The sequence below is a fragment of the Pectobacterium parvum genome (assembly GCF_020971565.1).
GTDB lineage: Bacteria > Pseudomonadota > Gammaproteobacteria > Enterobacterales > Enterobacteriaceae > Pectobacterium > Pectobacterium polare.
Genome location: NZ_CP087392.1, coordinates 4,266,865 through 4,286,547 on the forward strand (window position 1 = coordinate 4,266,865; position 19,683 = coordinate 4,286,547).

Annotated in this window: 19 protein-coding genes, 1 tRNA gene and 1 pseudogene; 14 read left to right on the top strand and 7 right to left on the bottom strand. The window is 50.8% G+C overall.

Annotation, left to right across the window (positions count from 1 at the left end; translation table 11 throughout):
- Window positions 1-287: 287 nt before the first annotated feature.
- From LOZ86_RS19180 to pepA, 3 genes are all read right to left on the bottom strand, one after another.
- Window positions 288-3,143, bottom strand: a complete 2,856-nt coding sequence (locus LOZ86_RS19180) for a valine--tRNA ligase (protein WP_039481811.1) — start codon at window positions 3,141-3,143, stop codon at window positions 288-290.
- A 12-nt stretch (window positions 3,144-3,155) separates the two neighbouring features.
- Entirely contained in the window at window positions 3,156-3,605 is a 450-nt protein-coding gene (locus tag LOZ86_RS19185; protein ID WP_010284626.1) for a DNA polymerase III subunit chi, read from the bottom strand.
- A 363-nt stretch (window positions 3,606-3,968) separates the two neighbouring features.
- On the bottom strand, window positions 3,969-5,480 hold the full coding sequence (pepA, locus tag LOZ86_RS19190; protein WP_010284628.1) for a leucyl aminopeptidase: 1,512 nt from the start codon (window positions 5,478-5,480) through the stop codon (window positions 3,969-3,971).
- Between the two features lie 282 nt (window positions 5,481-5,762).
- On the opposite strand from pepA, the gene lptF reads away from it, so the two are divergent.
- The 6 genes from lptF to LOZ86_RS19220 all read left to right on the top strand — a co-directional run bounded on the left by lptF (window position 5,763) and on the right by LOZ86_RS19220 (window position 12,689).
- Window positions 5,763-6,878, top strand: a complete 1,116-nt coding sequence (gene lptF, locus LOZ86_RS19195; protein ID WP_230242630.1) for an LPS export ABC transporter permease LptF — start codon at window positions 5,763-5,765, stop codon at window positions 6,876-6,878.
- Window positions 6,878-7,954 carry an LPS export ABC transporter permease LptG gene (gene lptG / locus LOZ86_RS19200; RefSeq protein WP_039481817.1) on the top strand — a complete coding sequence of 359 codons (1,077 nt, stop codon included), beginning with the start codon at window positions 6,878-6,880 and terminating at the stop codon, window positions 7,952-7,954. Before lptF ends, lptG begins: the two co-directional genes overlap by 1 nt.
- A 218-nt stretch (window positions 7,955-8,172) precedes the next feature.
- Window positions 8,173-8,257, top strand: a tRNA-Leu gene (locus LOZ86_RS19205).
- A gap of 163 nt (window positions 8,258-8,420) precedes the next feature.
- On the top strand, window positions 8,421-9,692 hold the full coding sequence (locus LOZ86_RS19210; protein WP_230242637.1) for a tyrosine-type recombinase/integrase: 1,272 nt from the start codon (window positions 8,421-8,423) through the stop codon (window positions 9,690-9,692).
- A gap of 715 nt (window positions 9,693-10,407) precedes the next feature.
- A complete protein-coding gene (locus tag LOZ86_RS19215) occupies window positions 10,408-12,267 on the top strand; it encodes a DEAD/DEAH box helicase (RefSeq protein WP_039513592.1) in 1,860 nt (619 codons plus the stop codon).
- Window positions 12,264-12,689 carry a hypothetical protein gene (locus tag LOZ86_RS19220; RefSeq protein ID WP_039513589.1) on the top strand — a complete coding sequence of 142 codons (426 nt, stop codon included), beginning with the start codon at window positions 12,264-12,266 and terminating at the stop codon, window positions 12,687-12,689. The genes LOZ86_RS19215 and LOZ86_RS19220 overlap by 4 nt, the downstream gene beginning before the upstream one ends.
- A gap of 484 nt (window positions 12,690-13,173) precedes the next feature.
- Here the strand turns inward: LOZ86_RS19220 and LOZ86_RS19225 are convergent, their stop codons facing one another.
- Window positions 13,174-13,422 carry an ogr/Delta-like zinc finger family protein gene (locus tag LOZ86_RS19225; protein WP_072037848.1) on the bottom strand — a complete coding sequence of 83 codons (249 nt, stop codon included), beginning with the start codon at window positions 13,420-13,422 and terminating at the stop codon, window positions 13,174-13,176.
- Window positions 13,419-14,177, bottom strand: a complete 759-nt coding sequence (locus LOZ86_RS19230) for a hypothetical protein (protein WP_039513588.1) — start codon at window positions 14,175-14,177, stop codon at window positions 13,419-13,421. The genes LOZ86_RS19225 and LOZ86_RS19230 overlap by 4 nt, the downstream gene beginning before the upstream one ends.
- A gap of 539 nt (window positions 14,178-14,716) precedes the next feature.
- On the opposite strand from LOZ86_RS19230, the gene LOZ86_RS19235 reads away from it, so the two are divergent.
- The 8 genes and pseudogenes from LOZ86_RS19235 (at window position 14,717) to LOZ86_RS19270 (ending at window position 18,874) form a co-directional block, all read left to right on the top strand.
- Window positions 14,717-14,977, top strand: coding sequence for a helix-turn-helix transcriptional regulator (locus LOZ86_RS19235; protein WP_039513585.1), 261 nt, complete (start codon window positions 14,717-14,719; stop codon window positions 14,975-14,977).
- Window positions 14,974-15,198: a hypothetical protein gene (locus LOZ86_RS19240; protein WP_230242638.1), complete on the top strand. Its 225-nt coding sequence runs from the start codon at window positions 14,974-14,976 to the stop codon at window positions 15,196-15,198. Before LOZ86_RS19235 ends, LOZ86_RS19240 begins: the two co-directional genes overlap by 4 nt.
- Window positions 15,199-15,206: 8 nt before the next feature.
- A pseudogene (locus tag LOZ86_RS19245) lies at window positions 15,207-15,509 on the top strand (ash family protein); the annotation flags it as partial.
- A 44-nt stretch (window positions 15,510-15,553) separates the two neighbouring features.
- Entirely contained in the window at window positions 15,554-15,751 is a 198-nt protein-coding gene (locus LOZ86_RS19250) for a host cell division inhibitor Icd-like protein (RefSeq protein WP_230243177.1), read from the top strand.
- Window positions 15,744-15,938, top strand: coding sequence for a hypothetical protein (locus tag LOZ86_RS19255; RefSeq protein ID WP_005973630.1), 195 nt, complete (start codon window positions 15,744-15,746; stop codon window positions 15,936-15,938). Before LOZ86_RS19250 ends, LOZ86_RS19255 begins: the two co-directional genes overlap by 8 nt.
- On the top strand, window positions 15,935-16,201 hold the full coding sequence (locus LOZ86_RS19260) for a hypothetical protein (protein WP_039513580.1): 267 nt from the start codon (window positions 15,935-15,937) through the stop codon (window positions 16,199-16,201). The genes LOZ86_RS19255 and LOZ86_RS19260 overlap by 4 nt, the downstream gene beginning before the upstream one ends.
- Window positions 16,198-16,539, top strand: a complete 342-nt coding sequence (locus LOZ86_RS19265) for a DUF5375 family protein (protein ID WP_039488121.1) — start codon at window positions 16,198-16,200, stop codon at window positions 16,537-16,539. The genes LOZ86_RS19260 and LOZ86_RS19265 overlap by 4 nt, the downstream gene beginning before the upstream one ends.
- Window positions 16,540-16,549: 10 nt before the next feature.
- A complete protein-coding gene (locus tag LOZ86_RS19270) occupies window positions 16,550-18,874 on the top strand; it encodes a phage/plasmid primase, P4 family (RefSeq protein WP_230242640.1) in 2,325 nt (774 codons plus the stop codon).
- A gap of 53 nt (window positions 18,875-18,927) precedes the next feature.
- Here LOZ86_RS19270 and LOZ86_RS19275 read toward each other — a convergent pair whose 3' ends face one another.
- Both LOZ86_RS19275 and LOZ86_RS19280 read right to left on the bottom strand, forming a co-directional pair.
- Entirely contained in the window at window positions 18,928-19,407 is a 480-nt protein-coding gene (locus LOZ86_RS19275; protein WP_039481845.1) for a GNAT family N-acetyltransferase, read from the bottom strand.
- Entirely contained in the window at window positions 19,398-19,670 is a 273-nt protein-coding gene (locus LOZ86_RS19280; protein WP_039481848.1) for a type II toxin-antitoxin system TacA family antitoxin, read from the bottom strand. Before LOZ86_RS19280 ends, LOZ86_RS19275 begins: the two co-directional genes overlap by 10 nt.
- Window positions 19,671-19,683: the final 13 nt, after the last annotated feature.

The window sequence follows — 19,683 nt, forward strand, 5'->3', positions numbered from 1 at the left end:
AAACCAAGAGCAAAGTGAGCGACGTCATGAAACAAATTTCACCAAAACGTAAAACGGCTGCATAAACCAAATGACACCTGCTCTTATCCATGACTGTCCTTTTATTTCCCCTAATCCGTTGTTGGACAACATAATAGGTTTCTGGCATGACTCGGTTTTTACAGGTAGAGCCAAAACCAAGTTGATAACTACGTCCACAAGATGTGGTTTGTATTTATGAACAAAAAGCCTCGTTTTGCAACGAGGCTTTCGTACTTACCGTACTACCGCTAGAAAATCGGTGAGCGTTACAGCGCAGCGATGACCGCGTGTTGCTCCAGCAGTTTGGCTTTCGCTACGGCGTAGCCGTCCAGCTTCTCACGCTCTTTGGCAACGACCGCTTCCGGTGCGCGTGCCACAAAGCCTTCGTTGGACAGCTTGCTTTCGATGCGCTCAATCTCGGCTTCGATTTTCGCCACTTCTTTCGTCAGACGATCCAACTCTGCCGCTTTGTCGATCAGGCCTGCCATCGGAATTAACAGCTCGGCACCCTCGATGAGTTTAGTGACGGAAACCGGACCTTTGTCGCCCGCAGGCAGCAGCGTAATGCTTTCCAGACGCGCCAGCGTTTGGATGAAGCTGCGGTTCTCTTCCACGCGACGCTGTGCTTGCGCAGTGACATCACGCAGTAAGACTTCCAGCGGTTTGCCCGGCGCGATGTTCATTTCTGCGCGAATGTTACGCACAGCGATAATCGCCTGCTTGATCCACTCCAGATCGTTCAGCGCCAGCGTATCTTCCTGCGCGGCATCGAACTCAGGGAACGGCTGCAACATGATCGTGTCGGCGCTAATGCCTTTCAGTGCTTTAACACGTAGCCAGATGGTTTCGGTAATGAATGGAATAATTGGGTGTGCCAGACGCAGCAACGCTTCCAGTACAGTAACCAGCGTGTGACGCGTACCGCGCAGTTCCGCTTCTGAACCGCCATTCATCACGGGTTTCGTCAGCTCCAGATACCAGTCGCAGAACTGGTTCCAGGTGAACTCGTAAAGAATGTTGGCCGCAATATCAAAGCGATAGCCGTCCAGCGCCTCGCGGTAGGCTTTCACCGTGCGGTTGAATTCTGCCAGAATCCAGCGGTCGGCCAGTGACAGCACTTTCTCGCCTGCGCCAAAGCCGCAATCCTGATCTTCGGTGTTCATCAGCACAAAACGGCTGGCGTTCCACAGCTTGTTACAGAAGTTGCGGTAACCTTCCAGACGCTTCATGTCCCAGTTGATGTCGCGACCCGTTGAAGCCAGCGCCGCCAGCGTGAAGCGCAGGGCGTCTGTACCGTGAGGCTCGATGCCGTTCGGGAACTGTTTCTCGGTACGCTTGCGGATTTTTTCCGCCAGCTGCGGCTGCATCATGTTGCCAGTACGTTTTTCCAGCAGCGCTTCCAGCGAAATACCGTCCACCATATCCAGCGGGTCGATAACGTTCCCTTTGGATTTGGACATCTTCTGGCCTTCATCATCACGGATCAGGCCGGTCATGTAGACGGTATGGAATGGCACTTGTGGTTTGCCGTCTTCATCTTTGATGAAGTGCATGGTCAGCATGATCATGCGGGCAATCCAGAAGAAGATGATGTCGAAGCCGCTGACCATCACGCTGCTTGGGTGGAAAGCTTTCAGATCGGGCGTTTGTTCTGGCCAACCCAGCGTAGAGAACGTCCACAGCCCGGATGAGAACCAGGTATCCAGTACGTCTTCATCCTGATTCAGAACGACATCGTCAGCGAGGTTGTTTTCACTGCGTACTTCCGCTTCGGTGCGACCGACATAGACGTTGCCATTGGCATCGTACCAGGCCGGAATGCGGTGACCCCACCACAACTGACGGGAGATACACCAGTCCTGAATGTCGCGCATCCAACTGAAGTACATGTTTTCGTACTGTTTTGGTACGAACTGGATGCGGCCATCTTCTACCGCTTCCACTGCCGGTTTAGCCAGTACGGCAGCACGCACGTACCACTGGTCGGTCAGCATTGGTTCAATGACAACGCCGCCACGGTCGCCGTAAGGAACGGTCAGATCGTGCGCTTTGATCTCTTCCAGCAGGCCAAGCTCATCGAATGCGGCGACCAGCGCTTTACGCGCGGCAAAACGCTCCAGACCCTGGAAGGCTTCAGGAATGTCGCTGCTGCAAGCGGTGCTGGCTTCGCCATTGGTATCAAAAATTTCAGCGCTCTGGCGGATATCACCGTCGAATGTCAGGATATTGACCATCGGCAACTGGTGGCGTTTACCGACTTCGTAGTCGTTGAAGTCGTGCGCTGGCGTGATCTTCACGCAGCCTGTGCCTTTTTCCATATCGGCATGTTCGTCGCCAACGATCGGAATACGACGGCCAATCAGCGGCAGGATCACTTCTTTGCCGATCAGATCCTTATAACGCGGATCTTCCGGGTTAACGGCGACGCCGGTATCACCCAGCATGGTTTCAGGGCGAGTGGTCGCGACGACCAGATAGTCTTTCCCTTCAGCGGTTTTCACGCCATCGGCCAGCGGATAGCGCAGGTGCCACATCGACCCTTTCACTTCGCGGTTTTCTACTTCCAGATCGGAAATCGCGGTGCGCAGTTTCGGATCCCAGTTCACCAGACGCTTGCCGCGGTAAATCAGGTCTTCTTTATACAGACGGACAAAAACTTCTTTCACCGCGTTGGACAGGCCTTCATCCATGGTGAAGCGCTCGCGTTCCCAGTCAACGGAGTTGCCAAGACGGCGCATCTGATTGGTGATGTTGCCACCGGATTCGCCTTTCCACTGCCAGATTTTGTCGATGAATGCTTCGCGGCCGTAATCGTGGCGAGTTTTGCCTTCTTCTGCGGCGATCTTGCGCTCAACGACCATTTGCGTGGCGATACCGGCGTGGTCGGTACCTGCCTGCCACAGGGTATTTTTACCCTGCATACGTTGATAGCGGATCAACGTATCCATAATGGTTTGCTGGAAAGCGTGACCCATATGCAAGCTGCCGGTGACGTTGGGCGGCGGGATCATAATGCTGAAGCTTTCTTTACTCGTGTCGCCGTGCGGCTTGAAGTAGCCTTGCTTTTCCCAGTGTTCGTAGAGCGGCTGCTCGATATCTTGCGGGTTATATTTCGTTTCCATTATGCTCAAAATTCAGTGAGTTGGCGGCGTAGCCGTGGTCAATTGGAAGCCGACGCTGCGATAGGTTTTATAGCGGTCGCGCGCCAACTGTTTCAAGGAGTCTTCGTAAGGGACAAAGTCTATCACTTCATGGAAAGCGGTGGCAAAATCTGCGAACTGCGGCAATAGGCTGATCAGCAGATCCCGTGGCGCGTTGCCACGCCGCTGTGGCCAGGCCAGTTCGACCGGTGCGCCGTGACGCGGCCCTTCGCCTGCCAGATTGTGCGGCACGAAGGCGTTGGGATCGCGTTGCCACAGTGCCTCGTCCAGTCTGATGGCCTGCTGCTCGTCTTCACAGGCAATCAGCACGCGCTTTCCTGCTCGCCAACGTTCTGCCGCCAGATCGCATGCCAGTGCCTCATGGGCGCTGAGCTCACCGCTTTTGCTGTCGTGTTCGAGAAGATAGAACGTTGCGTTTTTCATTGTTTACACTATTGATAAGGGCCGGAATATCCGGCCCGATTATACTCGTCATATTTCAAGTTGCATGCGCGTTGGCTGCGCTACTCGGCCACTTTCGTGGACCTCGCCCCTTTGGGGCCGCTGCAAGCAGCGTTCAAACCTACCTCTGCCAGGTTTGTCAGTCACCCGAATCACTTACCTGAGTAAGCTCATCGGGATGAAATGAGAGACGTCCTGCCTCTCACCGAAGGCCAGCCGTTGGCTGGTCAAATTCGTTCCCGACGAATTTGTCCTTCTCTTGCCGCCTTCCTGAAACTTGAATTATTTAGAGTATAAGAACAAAAGTCATCGCTGGCTTTGGTCATCGCCGTTGACGTGAAAGTCTTATTCTACGTCGTTCTGTCCGGCGCGGTTAAGCAGGAACTGTGATAATAGCGCGACCGGGCGACCCGTTGCGCCTTTGGCTTTACCAGAACGCCAGGCCGTGCCTGCGATATCCAGATGCGCCCAGCTGTACTTACGCGTAAAGCGCGACAGGAAGCAGCCTGCGGTAATCGCACCACCCGGACGGCCGCCAATATTCGCCATATCGGCAAAATTGGATTCCAGCTGTTCCTGGAATTCGTCTGTCAGCGGTAGACGCCATGCGCGGTCGCCAGACTGCTCGGATGCGCTCAACAGCTCGTGCGCCAGCGGATTGTGGTTCGCCATCAGCCCAGTGATGTGGTGCCCCAGCGCAATCACGCACGCGCCAGTAAGAGTCGCGACGTCAATCACCACGTCCGGCTCATAACGCTCGACGTAGGTCAGCGTATCACACAAGACCAGACGGCCTTCCGCATCGGTGTTCAGTACTTCTACCGTTTGGCCGGACATCGTGGTCAGCACGTCGCCCGGACGGTAGGCACGCCCATCGACCATGTTTTCACAGCCCGCCAGCACGCCGATGATATTCAACGGTAGCGCCAGCTCGGCCGCCATGCGCATCACGCCGTAGACCGTGGCCGCGCCGCACATGTCGTATTTCATTTCGTCCATGCTGTCGGCAGGTTTGATGGAGATGCCGCCGGAATCGAACGTCAGCCCTTTACCTACCAGCACAATCGGGCGGGTTTCCGGGTTTGGATCGCCTTTATATTCGATCACAGACATCAGCGATTCATTCTGCGAGCCCTGACCCACGGCCAGATAGGCATTCATGCCCAGCTCTTTCATCTGCTGTTCACCAATCACGCGCGTGATGATGTTCTGGCTATAGGTATCGGCCAGTTGACGCGCCTGCGAAGCCAGATACGCGGCATTACAGATATTCGGCGGCATGTTGCCGAGATCTTTCGCGGCTTTGATGCCCGCAGCAATCGCCAGACCGTGCTGAATGGCGCGCTCGCCGCTGGTCAGCTCACGGCGCGTTGGTACATTGAATACCATTTTACGCAGCGGACGGCGCAGTTCGACCTTGTTGCTCTTAAGCTGATCGAAGGTGTACAGCGTTTCTTTTGCGGTCTCGACGGCCTGACGCACTTTCCAGTACGTGTTACGGCCTTTCACGTGCAGCTCGGTCAGGAAGCAGACCGCTTCCATCGAGCCGGTTTCATTCAGCGCGTTGATCGTTTTCTGAATCACCTGTTTGTACTGGCGTTCATCAAGTTCGCGCTCTTTACCGCAACCAATCAGCAGAATGCGCTCGGAAAGAATGTTAGGTACATGGTGCAAAAGCAGTGATTGCCCCACTTTGCCTTCTAATTCACCACGGCGAAGCAACGCGCTGATGTAGCCGTCGCTGATTTTATCGAGTTGTTCGGCAATAGGGGACAGACGACGCGGTTCAAACACGCCGACGACAATGCAGGCACTGCGTTGTTTTTCCGGGCTACCGCTTTTTACGCTGAACTCCATGTACTCTCCTGAATCTTAAAGACAACGGCGGGGGCAACGGCTAGAATGTGACACTCCGTAATACTTCCCGGCGTTGCGTTAACATAACCTGTGTTAATCTTAACGACGTAACGAACCTGTTTTAGTGACTAATAAGCAGGTTCTGATACAACAGCTCAAACGCAGTGTGTTGTAATACCGTTTTAGCTAAGAGGGCAGCCAAAAATGAGTATAAATGGCGCGTTAGCGAAGAAACTATCGATTTTCCTGCAAAAAGACAAGTTTTCACAGGCGTAATTAAGCGTGATCATCATTCGATATCTGGTACGGGAAACCTTTAAGAGCCAACTGGCCATCCTTTTCATTCTGTTACTGATTTTCTTTTGCCAGAAATTAGTGCGGATACTGGGCGCCGCTGTTGATGGTGAAATCCCGACAAATTTGGTTATCTCCCTGTTGGGATTGGGTGTGCCAGAAATGGTGCAGCTTATCCTGCCATTAAGTCTATTTCTTGGCGTATTGATGACGTTTGGCCGCCTCTATGCGGAAAGCGAGATCACCGTCATGCACGCCTGCGGGTTGGGCAAACGCGTGTTGCTGAAAGCCGCGCTGGCCTTGGCGGTGTTCACTGCCATTATTGCAACGATTAACGTCATGTGGCTCAGTCCGTGGTCGTCTCGACATCAGGAAGAAGTGCTGGCAGAAGCGAAGGCGAACCCCAGTATGGCTGCGCTAGTAGAAGGGCAGTTCCAGTCTGCACAGGGCGGCAATGCGGTGCTGTTTGTTGGCAATGTCAAAGGGTCGGAGTTTGAGCACGTCTTTCTGGCACAGCTGCGCCCCAGCGGGAATGCTCGCCCTTCGGTCGTCGTCGCCGATCGCGGTCATATTACGCAGAACGAAGATGGTGCGCAGGTCGTGACGTTGGATAACGGTTCGCGTTACGAAGGCACGGCGCTGCTACGTGATTTTCGTATCACGGATTTCACCAACTATCAGGCCGTGATTGGTCACCAGAGCGTGACGCTAAACAATAGCGACGTGCAACAAATGGGTATGCAGACCCTCTGGCATTCGGATGCGCACGATGCGCGTGCAGAGTTCCACTGGCGGCTGACGTTGATTGTTTCGGTGCTGATCATGGCGCTGATGGTGGTGCCACTGAGTGTGGTGAATCCACGTCAGGGTAGGGTGCTGAGTATGTTGCCTGCGATGCTGCTGTACCTGATTTTCTTCCTGCTACAAAGTTCGCTGCGTTCTAACGCCAGTAAAGGCAAAATCGATCCGATGGTATGGGTCTGGCTGACCAACCTGACGTACTTCGGTATCGCTGTGATGCTTAACCTCTGGGATACCGTGCCGATGCGCAAAGTGCGCGCCCGCTTTAAGCCTCGTACTCTTAGAACACAAGGAGCGGCCTGATGTTTGGTGTATTAGACCGCTATATCGGCAAAACGATTTTCACCACCATCATGACGACGCTGTTCATGCTGGTGTCGCTCTCCGGCATCATCAAGTTTGTCGACCAACTGCGTAAAGTTGGGCAGGGTGAGTATTCGGCGCTGGGCGCAGGGCTCTACACGCTGCTCAGCGTACCCAAAGATATTGAGATCTTCTTCCCGATGGCGGCGTTGCTCGGCGCATTACTCGGGCTGGGCCAGCTTGCGACCCGCAGCGAACTGGTGGTGATGCAGGCCTCTGGCTTTACCCGCTTGCAGATTGCGACGGCCGTGATGAAAACGGCAATCCCGCTGGTGCTGCTGACGATGGCGATTGGCGAATGGGTGTCTCCGCAAGGGGAACAGATGGCGCGCAACTACCGTTCTCAGATGATCTCCGGTGGGTCGATGATCTCTACGCAGGGCGGACTGTGGGCAAAAGACGGCAATGACTTTATCTATATCGAACGAGTGACGGGCGATAAAGAGCTGTCTGGCGTCAACATCTATCACTTCGACGATCACAACAAGCTGCTATCTGTGCGCTATGCGGCCTCTGCCGAGTTTGAAGAGGACAGGAATGTCTGGAAGCTCTCGCAGGTTGATGAGTCTGATTTGAGCGACGGTAAGCAGATTGGCGGCAGCCAGACGTTCAGCGGAGAATGGAAAACCAACCTGACGCCGGATAAGCTCGGCGTGGTGGCGCTGGAGCCGGATGCGCTGTCGATCCGTGGGCTACATAATTACTCCAAATACCTGAAACAAAGTGGGCAAGAGTCGAATCGCTACCAGTTGAACATGTGGAGCAAAATCTTTGCACCAGTCTCAGTGGCGGTGATGATGCTCATGGCGGTCTCTTTCATCTTCGGCCCGCTGCGCAGCGTATCGGCGGGTTCACGCATCGTGATAGGCATCAGCTTCGGCTTCCTCTTTTACCTGCTGAATGAGATTTTCCGTCCACTCAGCTTGGTCTATGGTATCCCGCCAATTCTGGGCGCTATCTTGCCGAGCTCGGTGTTTCTGTTCATCAGCGTAGCGCTGCTGCTAAAACGCCGATAGAACCTAGTAATCCCGAAAAAGCGCCGAGTGGATAACCCCCTCGGCGCTTTTTTATTGCTCTCAATAACGCTCATTCACACATAATAGTGAAGGTAAAAAAGTCATAACACGTTGCTAGAGATGATTTTTTCAGCACTTAACCGAACACAGAGTGGATTAACGTTGCGCGTGGGCCGTCAAACGGTATAATGCACCCGTTTTCCGCATACTACTTCTGTGCCGAAGTGGCGAAATCGGTAGACGCAGTTGATTCAAAATCAACCATCGAAAGATGTGCCGGTTCGAGTCCGGCCTTCGGCACCATTTAGTAGTTCGAGAACATCCGTAACAGTCCGTAAGTTACTAAAAAGAAAGCCGAAAGGCTTTTTTTTTGTCCTCAATAGTCCGAGCACATCCGTTGCAATCCTGACCCCACAGGGGGCATAATTGGGGGCATCCCCACTTCGATTAGAAATGTGCCCCCAAAATGAAGCTCAATGCCCGCCAAGTCGAGACTGCCAAGCCAAAAGAGAAAACTTATAAGATGGCAGATGGCGGCGGTCTATATCTTGAGATCACCACGCGGGGATCGAAATACTGGCGCATGAAGTACCGCCGCCCAATCGATAAGAAAGAAGACAGGTTAGCTTTTGGCGTATGGCCGACGGTTACCCTTGCCGATGCTCGTACTAAACGTGATGAGGCCAAAAAGTTGCTGGTTCAGGGAATTGATCCTAAAGCTGAGCAAAAAGAAGTACAGGCAGAATCCGCAGGAGCATATACCTTTGAAACGGTCGCCCGTCAGTGGCACGCCAGTAACAAACGCTGGGGGGATTATCATCGATCGCGGGTTATCCGGTATTTGGAAATGTACATTTTCCCCGAAATCGGCGCATCTGATATCCGTAAGCTGAAAACCAGTCACCTTCTGGCACCGATCAAAGCCGTGGATGCATCGGGCAAACATGACGTCGCTCAACGGCTGCAACAGCGCATTACGGCGATTATGCGTTACGCTGTCCAGAATGATTACATCGAGTCTAACCCGGCTGGTGATATGGCCGGGGCGCTAACCACGACTAAAGCTCGTCACTATCCAGCTTTACCTTCTGTCCGGTTCCCTGAATTTCTTTCGCGTCTGGCGTCCTACCGTGGCCGATTACTAACCCGTTGTGCGGTAGAGTTAATGCTGCTGACGTTCGTCCGTTCCAGTGAACTGCGTTTCGCTCGGTGGCGCGAGTTTGATTTTGATAGCGCTGAATGGCGTATTCCCGCACAACGAGAAGAAATTGAAGGTGTGAGATATTCCTATCGGGGCATGAAAATGAAAGAAGAGCATGTTGTGCCGCTGAGCAATCAGGCGCTTGCTGTACTGGAAAAACTGCATGCTTTGAGCGGTGACAATCCCCGGCTTTTCCCTAGCGATCACAATCCTGAAAAAGTGATGAGCGAAAACACGGTCAATAGCGCGTTGCGTACTATGGGGTATGACACCAAGACGGAAGTGTGCGGCCACGGTTTCAGAACGATGGCGCGTGGTGCGCTGGGTGAGTCTGGCTTGTGGAGCGATGACGCAATAGAACGCCAGTTAAGCCACTCTGAACGTAATAATGTGCGTGCGGCATACATTCATACGTCTGAGTATCTTGATGAACGTCGTTTAATGGTGCAATGGTGGGCGGATTATTTGGATGCAAACCGGGAACGGTATGTTAAGCCGTATGATTTTGCGAAGAAATCTCTCCTAGAAAAGCCGTAAAATAATTACTATCTGTTGTTTTAAACAAAGAAAATGCTTAATTTTTCACCAATTCCCTAAAAATACTCTATTTTTAAGAGAGATATCTCATATATTCCAGAAAAGCACGTAGGGTACGCCAAAGGTGTGGAAAGGCGTTTGGCTATGCGATTATTATTGGCTGTGCAGAACACCGTTCGGCAAAAAACTTGGCAAAATAGGTAACTGTACAGAAGTAAAAATACGATCTCTTTCTATAGTTGAAGCGTTATCCGCCTATCAGATGCCTTAAAGCATACGCTTCCAGCATTACACAAAGGATGTGTTAAAAGAGGAGGAAGATGTGTATGGCTCATTTTACCTTGCTTAGCACAAGTGATAGATTTATTTAGTCAGTTAAGCTCTATCACTTGTTACTATCTTCCCCCCCTTAATTGGACGGAATGACTGTAAAAAGCCTAAAAATTAAGTAAAAGCGTTAGCTAATTGATTAAGTTGTTGGGCTATAAGGGAAAAGCCTCTGGGCATGATTTTAAGCGCATATCATCAACGATACTTCTTGGGGCGATTGGCTTAGTAATGGCCTAGATTGAGATGCTGAGTATTCATGTGGGTAAGAACAGTATAGTGGTGAGGGCAACCACGTCTAGTATCTTGAAGGTAAGGGCGAATGCTTCAATTTTTTGTGGTTCAGCTTTACTCTCCAAATATTTATTAAATTTTAAGGATAATAGGAATGTCTTATTTTTTTGATACGGTAGTCAATATTGAAGGTAATACAAAGCTAAGAGCACCTCAAATTGAGGCGTATATTAAAATTAAAGAGTTCTTTTCTGATGAAGAAAATAAAGAAGCCCTAGTTGTTCTTCCAACAGGAACAGGAAAGAGTGGGTTGATATCCATAGCCCCATTTGGAGTTGCGCATAAGAGAGTTTTAATAATAACTCCAGGGCTGATCACAAAAGATAGTATACGAAAAACTCAAGAGGTTCTTGCTGATAATTTTTGGGTGAACTTTGACATAATATTCAGTGCGAAAGATATACCCATAGTTAATGAATATCTAGCTGAATTGTCCGATGAACATCTGGCTAGCAGTCATATTGTTTACTCAAATATTCAGAAAATCACATCATCTCGTGGCAATGGGTTGATAGATAGGGTATCACCCGATTTCTTTGATTTAATTATCATAGATGAAGCGCATCACGCTCCTGCTCAAAGTTGGCGGGATACTCTTCATCATTTTTCAAATGCAAAAATATTACATGTCACTGGCACACCTTACCGAGGCGATAATCAAGAAATTCCGGGGGTGAAAATTCATGAAACTCCTTTGTCTGAGGTTATGAGAGATAAATATGTAAAATGGCTTAGAAAAGAAACGGTTAATGCGCATGATTTATTTTTTATTACATCAGAGCAACCCGGAGTGAAATTAACAAAAGAGCAAATTTTAATGCTCAAAGATAAAGAGTGGATTGAGAAAAGCATCGCGTTATCAAAAGAATGTTCTTTAGATGTTATTGATCATAGTATTGCAAAGCTTAGTGAGCTTAAAGTTTCATCCCCCCAAGTTCCGCATAAAATATTAGCGGTAGGTTGTAGTATCTCTCATGCAGAAGACTTACTTATTTGGTATAAAGACAGAGGCATGAGTTCTGTAATTGTACATAGTGAAATGGAACCAAGTGATTTATCTGAGGCATTGGTGAAAGTGGATCGCCACCAATGTGATGTAGTCATTTCTGTTAATATGCTAATGGAGGGTTACGATCATAAATATCTCACTGTTCTCGCGATCTTCCGACCATACAGAAGTCTTAACGCTTTTGCTCAAGTAGTTGGAAGAATTTTACGTGTTATTCCTGAATCTGAAATTACACATTTTGAAATTGATAACAATGGGATAGTTATATTCCATGAAGAAATTGGTTTAAATGTCATGTGGGAGAATTTTCAAAAGGAGGTTGAAAAAGCGCGACGAGCGGTAGTTAGAGAATATACTTTCACTGATAGAGATTATACTGAAAGAGGAACAGAGTTAGCGGGAGTAGAAAGCGAGAGTGTTTATATCAGTGAGACGGATTCTTACTTAGATGATATTGATTTTAATGCTCTCTTTGAGCAAAAGAGACATGAGGTTAGTGATTCGGTCACACAAAAAATAGATTTAATAAAAAAATCTGGCGTAGATATTCCGGATGAAACATTGGAAGCATTGCGTCAAACGTTGGCTGAAAAAGAAGTTCAAAAAGCGGCTGAATTCATAGATCCCGAGTTAATCGAGAAAAGACCCCATCAAGCAAGAAAATTAATGAGGGAGATCTTAAAAAAACGTGCTCAGGATGGTGTTTCTAATTTATTGATTGATAATGGGATTGGTGAAAAAAGCTCAGAGTTGTATCATGTTTTTAATCGCCATGTTCCGTATATACAGACAACGGACGCTAATGATGGTATCTTGGTAAGATATGTGTTTCTGAAGCTATCCAAAGCCTATGGGCCTGTTGATAAGCGAGATAATAAAACTCTTCTTCAATCAATTAATGATTTGGATAAGGTGCTCGCGGAAGTAGAGAGGATGATTAAATGACAGACTATACTCATATTATGAAAGAAATTAAAAAGATAATATCTTTCTGCATGGTGAAAGGGGTTCAACCTCATGAATTAGTTACCTCAATATTTGAGTGTGAGTATCAAAATGTAGAAGTATATAAGAAAGGGGACTTTGTCCATCTGATTCTGACGTATTTAGATAGTCATGATGATGGAGCTAATCTTATCAAGATGAAGTATATTTATAATAATAATCATCAATTGCTCTCTGTCGCGCAAAAAATTGATTCATCAAGTTATAAAACCCAATGGGATCGCAATGAAAAACTTGATGAGATGCTTAATAAATTGGCAGCAAAACTTCCTAAAGATAGCAAAATTATTAACCAACTCAGGGAGAAAATCCCTGATGAATATAAAATGGTTTTCTACCCTCATCTCAAAATTGCTATTTAATCCTTCTCATAACTAGGCCGCCATTTTAGGCGGCTTTTTTATAATCTCCCGGCATTCTTAATATTTTCTCTACGATCTAACCTGATTAACTGTAGATGCTCTTTGCCTATTCTGCGGATGCCTAAGAGGGGCTTTCAAGCTCCATACTACTTTACCCTTCGAGTGAACTATCTCTCAACGTACTCACAGCTTGTTACTTTGGTATGAGGTATGCCGGTGTGCTAAATGCCCGCGCGCGCAATGCTATCCCCGCCACGCCTGCCCGCTTTGTGTAGCGCTTTTCATGCAGTTGCATGGAAGCACTCAGGCCGCGCCAGCACTGGCGCTGTAGGGCAGATTCGGGGGTAAGTATTGCATGCAATTTCATGCACCGTATGCATGCACGGTCAAAAAATCGCTAGCCAGAGAAAAAGCTTGCAAAAAAGCCCGCGCAATGGCGGGCGATGTCCTAACGTTGACGGTAATGAAATTATAATCTGGCTAATTAATTCCGCAGGGCTGAGGCCGGGTAATGCTTATATTTTTTCTGCATGACTGGTGATAACGGAATATCCGGCACCGGTAAATCTTTTCGGTTCGATGGCTGAATAATTTCCTCTATCGATTCCAGTGTTCGGAAAGTTGCTGAGCATTCAATATTCCGGCATTGGTGATAGCGTTGTTTAACGTTCTCCGATAACGAGCGACTGGTTCGCGCATGGGCAGCATGGCCGCAGAACGGGCAAGACATCATGCTTTTTTCCCCCGAACTTTTAACGCTTCCTCTTTTTCTTTTAATTCACGGAAAAATTTCATTCTTTGTGCCGGGCTTGCCACAGGCTCAAAATAGGAATGCGGCAATGAAGGAGAATTCAGTCCCAACGATGACAACACCAGCTCGTTACTCATATCAAAGCGGTAGTTATCCGTTTTCACTCTGAGATTTTCAGTAACCAAATCCATTACGACTTTTTCGGGTTTCTGATAGGCGATCCCTTGTTTATATTCAGAGGTGGTGATATCCAGCATATGCCGTTTTAACTTAATCGCCCGGATCAGATTTGTACTGATGTTATTTAACGCCTGATTAAATTCCCATTCAGCATAGTCTCGAAGGGCGCTGGCGTGAGCATCGCAACAATCTTTTGCTGAGGCGTAGCACTTCGCTTTCTGTCTAAGCTGCTCTATTTCCAATTGTGCCAGTAGCCCATCATATTCTTGTGCCAGTTCACGTTGTGCCAACCGCTGTAATTGCTGGCTTTTTAATTCTTCCGTCATTTCGCCACGTGCCGCAAGAAAACGCGCACGCCAGTCGGTATCAGAAAGCTGATTTTCCGCTTCCGTATTGGCTTTCTGCTCTTTGGCTCGTGCAATAGCGGTATCGATGTTGTCCAGTTCGCTAGCGTTGGCAAAGTGTTCCGCTCGTCTCTTCTGGTATTCATCAGCCGTTTTTTTCAGGACATCAGGCGGGGTTACGGGTTTATCGGTTTGTTCTGCCTTCTGGCTCATGGTCATTCTCCGTATTGGGTGAGTGTCTGTTGGCTATTGTGCAATTCACCACACAACTCCCGCTATCTGAGCCTGTCCTGCCATCAACCACACAAAACAATCTCTACAGCAGGTCGTTTCCCTAGTTGAGAACTAACTCTTTTATAAAACTATTCACTACTCTTCACCTGAGAAAAAAGAATAGATAAATCAATAAATAAAGGGGTGAAGAGTTGATAAATAACTCTTCACCAAGTGTTCATACTGTTCACCCGTTTTTTTTGAGCCTTTTTTCTGGCTAGCATGTTTTACGATGTTATTTCCTATAGATAGCGCAGTGATTAATAGCCATAAACACGTAGACTTTTCTCAAATGAGAAACAAAGGAAAACTAAGAGAAACAATGACAATCCGGTGGCAAACAAAGCCTATTTTTTGCTCACCAATGACACAACAGCCCCTTGTTGCGGGCTCCGAAAATATTCACATAATAGCGAGCTACCAGAGAAATCCAGCGCCATCCGGCCAGAGCCGTGTGGACATTAACGAGGTAGCGCCACATGTTGTCAGCCACCCCCCCAGCCCCCATTCCTGCAATGCCCCCGATGCCACATCATCCGGCCAGAGAGCGCTTAATGCGCCTGCCGGAAGTGCTGCACGTCACCGGCATTTCCCGTTCGACGCTGTACGATCTGAGCAGCCGCAAAGCCTTTCCCGCCAACGTTTCACTGGGTGGGAAAAGTGTCGCGTGGGTTGAGTCCGAAATTCATCACTGGGTGGCCGAGCGTATCGCCGCCCGTCAACAGGAGAACCACGCATGATCAACTTAACTATCGCCGGGCAGTCGGTCACACTCGATGAACGGGAAGCCCTCAGCCTGTGCGATCAACTGCTGCCCGCCATTCGTAATCCTGCCACCATTGCCGCCCGTGAACAGCGTTTCGGCGCGTTGCTGCTGAGCATTGCACCAACGCCCGCCGCCTCTGATTCTCCCCGGCGTTACTGCGCATCCCGTGCCGGTGATGCGCTGACCAACTGCTGAGGCTGTTCATGACTGCGCAATTTATCCGTTTCCCCGGCTTGCCTGCCGGGGCTTTTTGGCGTTATAGTTTCGTCGCTGCCGCAAAATCGGTAGTCGGAATTGGCGTTCCGAATAACTTCAAGGCGACTCAGACGCGCCATGCGTCTTTTTTTTATGTCGCAGCTTTAGCTCTATTGCATGTTATGCGGCAAGTTTTTAGCCGTTGTTGCATCCATACAATGGTGGCTCAGGCGGGGGCTTCTTCGGAAGCGCCGGTTTCCTTGAAGTCCGGTTACGCCAACCCCGTCTGGGCTACCACCCTTGAAATTGGCGTTTCTGGTGGTAGCGATAACCGTTACTTCAAGGAGACTGCCACATGGCTACGACCCTCACCCCGTCACACCCGCAATTTACCTTTCTGTTTCTGGCTGTGCACCGCGCCGAATTACGCGCCTTACCGCACCGTGAAGCCGTTATCGCCCCGGATGAAATCAGCGCCCGCCGTTTACTGGCACGTGACTATGTACTGGCTTTTGCTGGCCGTCTGCCTGTTCAGGGGGTTAGCCATGTTTGATTCTACCCCGCTGACCCTTGATGAAATCGCCGACCAGTGCCGCGCCCTGACACATGCCGTCATCGAGCTGGATAACCCGGTAGCCAAAGAGGTGCTGACGTTTGTACTGGCTGAACGGCTGGAACTGCTGGCCGTGACGCTGCAAAGCCCGGAAGCGCCGGAAACCGACAACGGGGTGAGCGCATGAATAGCTTAGCCGCCCGTCTCAATAACCATGATACCTATCCCATTCCCCACGCTGACTACCTGCGCCTGACCTATGCGCACCGCGTCGGTGTGATGTTTCTCGATATGCTGGACGCCCAGCAATGCAGTATGACCGCCGCCAAACCCAATACGTTACCGGCCGATGATATGGCCGCACTGGTGGCGCTGCTGACTGACCAGATAGGCCACGTCATGACCCACTGTGAAGCCCACCTTTTCACCGCACGGGAGACAGCACAATGAACATCAATAATCAGTCCTGCATTCCGCTGGAAGTGCGTACTGCTGTGTATCGCCGCGCTGTGGCACAGGCCTATCTGGATAACTGCCGGGAAACCGGCATTGCCCTGAACTGTAACTTAAGCGAACTGGAAATCGCCATTGCGCTGGAGCTGGAGGGCGCACACGTGCGTGAGCATGGCACCGCCACCGGGATGGAAATCGCCTGTGCCATGCTGGGCGATATGGTGCAACCCACGTTACTGACCGATAAACCCCGGTTAACCGCGCTGGGGCATATCATTATGGGGGCGCTGTGCCAGTGCGCGACAGCGGCGACCCCGACCACCACACTGCATTAAGGGGCAACGCATGGCACACCTTACCGTGACACAGACTGTGAAACGCGCCAGCGGCCACTGGCCGCAACTGCTCCCGGCAGTGGGTATCCGCATTGATGCCACCGGGCAGCATACCGCCTGCCCGATGTGCGAGGGCAAAGACCGTTTTCGCTTCGATAACAAAGAAGGGCGTGGCACATGGATTTGTAACCAGTGCGGCGCGGGGGACGGCCTGAATCTGGTGGAGAAAGCCCTGAAACTGACACCGACAGAAGCCGCTGTGAAAGTGAGCACGTGGCTGGGCGACCTACCGGACAGCCCGGCAGCGTCAATGCCTGAAGAAGACAGCGAGGCCGCCCGGCAACGGGCGGCGGTTCAGGCACAGGCGAAACTGAAAGAGGCGGTGACGCAATCCGGCAACACCTATCTGAGCGCCAAAGGCTGGCCGGACGTGACCGTGCCAACCCTTACAGGCAAACCGCTGCGCGTGGGCGGTGTTGCCTATCAGCCCGGTGATGTACTGGTGCCGCTGACCACACCGGACGGTGAGGTAGTGAATCTCCAGCTTATCAACGCACAGGGTGATAAGCGCACGCTGAAAGGCGGACAGGTGAAAGGCACCTTTCACTGTTTCAGCGGCAAACAGGCCAGCGTTATCTGGCTGGCCGAGGGCTACGCTACCGGCTTAACGCTGCACCAGTTAACCGGTGATGCGGTGTATGTCGCACTCAGCGCGAACAACCTGCCGTCCCTTGCCCGTGCGCTGAAAACCCGCCACCCGGCGGTCACGCTGCTGATAGCCGCCGACCGGGACGAGAACGGCACCGGCCAGACCAAAGCCGAACAGGCAGCCGTTGCCGTCAATGGCCGTGTCGCGCTGCCGCCAGTGTTTGGTGACTGGAATGATGTGTATCTTGACGAGGGCGCTGACGCCACCCGGCAGCATCTGAATGCGTTTACTCAACCAGAGCCGGTCAGCCCGTTTGCGTCGCTGGGCGAGGCCGAATTCAAGGCCATGAGCGCCAGCGAGAAGGCGGAGAAGATACGTGAGCACTACCGCGACACACTGGCGATTGACGCTTTCGGGGAAACGTTCTTCCAGTATCAAAATGGGGCGTGGAAAGTGTTGCCCTATCGCCTGTTAAGCCGGGATATCGCGGCGCTGTTTCAGAAGATACGGGCACCCTTTACCGCGTCCGGGATTGGCAGTGTGTTAGACACTCTGAAACTGATTGTTACGGTGCAGGAAAAGCCCCGGCGTCGGTTAATCGGTTTTCGTAACGGAGTATTTGATACCGCCAGCGGGGAATTTAGACCTCATCGCCGGGAGCACTGGTTACATACCGTCAATGACGTGGATTACACCCCGTTTAAGGCCGGGGAAAACCTTGCCGACAACGCGCCGCACTTCTGGCGCTGGCTGACCCGAGCCGCCGGAAACCACCCTGATAAACAGGAGCGCATTCTGGCCGCGCTGTTTATGGTGCTGGCGAACTGCTATGACTGGCAACTGTTCCTTGAAGTCACCGGACCCGGCGGCAGCGGCAAAAGTATTCTGGCCGAAATCGCCACCATGCTGGCCGGGGAGGACAACACCACAGCGGCCACTATCAATACCATTGAATCGTCCCGTGAACGTTCGTCGATTATCGGCTTCTCACTCATCGTACTGCCTGACCAAGAGAAATGGAGCGGTGACGGTGCCGGTATCAAGGCCATTACCGGCGGCGATGCGGTGATGGTTGACCCGAAATACCGTGACGCTTATTCAACCCGTATTCCGGCGGTGATTCTGGCCGTCAATAACTCACCGATGCGTTTTAGTGACCGCAGCGGCGGCGTATCCCGCCGTCGGGTGATTATCCACTTCGGCGAAACCATCCCGGCCAGCGAACGCGATCCCAAGCTGAAAGAGAAAATCCGCGCTGAACTGGCGGTGATAGTGCGTCACCTGATGAAACGCTTTGAAGAGCCAAACGACGCCCGGGCGCTGTTACAGGCACAGCAACACTCCGCTGAGGCACTGGAAATTAAACGACAGGCTGACCCGCTGGTTGATTTTTGCGGCTACCTGCTGGCACACAGCGACACCACCGGGATGTATATGGGCAACGCCAACATTACGCCGCGCAACCCGCGTAAATACCTGTACCACGCCTATCTGTCTTTTATGGAGTCGCACGGCCACCAGAAGCCGATAAGCCTGACGGCCTTTGGTAAGGTGCTGCCTAACATGATGTCGGAATACGGGCAAAGTTACCTTAAAGGCAGAACCAAGCAGGGCATACAGACTAACCTTGAGCTGAAAGACGAATCAGACGCCGACTGGCTGCCCAAATGCGAATCGGCGAGGTAGACACCAGAAACGACAAAACCGGCTCCGGCCGGTTTTTTAATGGATAGAGAAAGTTACCAGAGTGGTAGAAGCAATGTGCTAGGCTGGATTTCCGAGGACGTAAAGCCCCAATGCAGATAAAAATCTTTTGCTTCCTCAGACAGCGCATGAACTAATAACGCTTTTGTTCCCACCTGTTCAGCAACCTGCTGGGAACGCAAGACCGCATCTTTCAATAGTCCCGCGCCAATCCCCCGACGGTGATAACGTTCATCTACCGCCAGACGGCCCAAGACTAATACGGGCAGCGGATCAGGCATATTGCGTCGTAACGCACCCGATACGGATTGACGCTGTACGCTGCCGGTTGCCAGCGCGTAAAAGCCAATAACCTGATTAGCACCCGATTCACATACGACAAAAGTGCGTGATGCGCCAATGGTTTGATTCTTGAGCGCCTTACGTTTCAGCCAATCATCCAGTGACGGTTCTGAACTTCGGAAATCAACCACGGCATGCTGAGGTAATAATAATTCAGGTGCCGTTATTCCCACGGTGATTTCCTGTCTAATAACGCCTGTAACCGCTCATTGGTTGCGACAGGTTTTTCTAACGCGGTAATAAAGGCATCAAATTGTGATTCATCAACCAGAAACAGGCGTTGATCCAATAGCACCTCTTCCGCCTCACGACATGCAGCCTCAAGGATAAAATCAGTACGTGACTTTGAAAGCAGTTTCGCGGCAACGTCTATCAGTTCCCGTTGTGATGATTTCGCCCGAATGTTGATCGGTGCCTCTTTTGCCTCTGTTCTCATAAAGGCCTCCTGT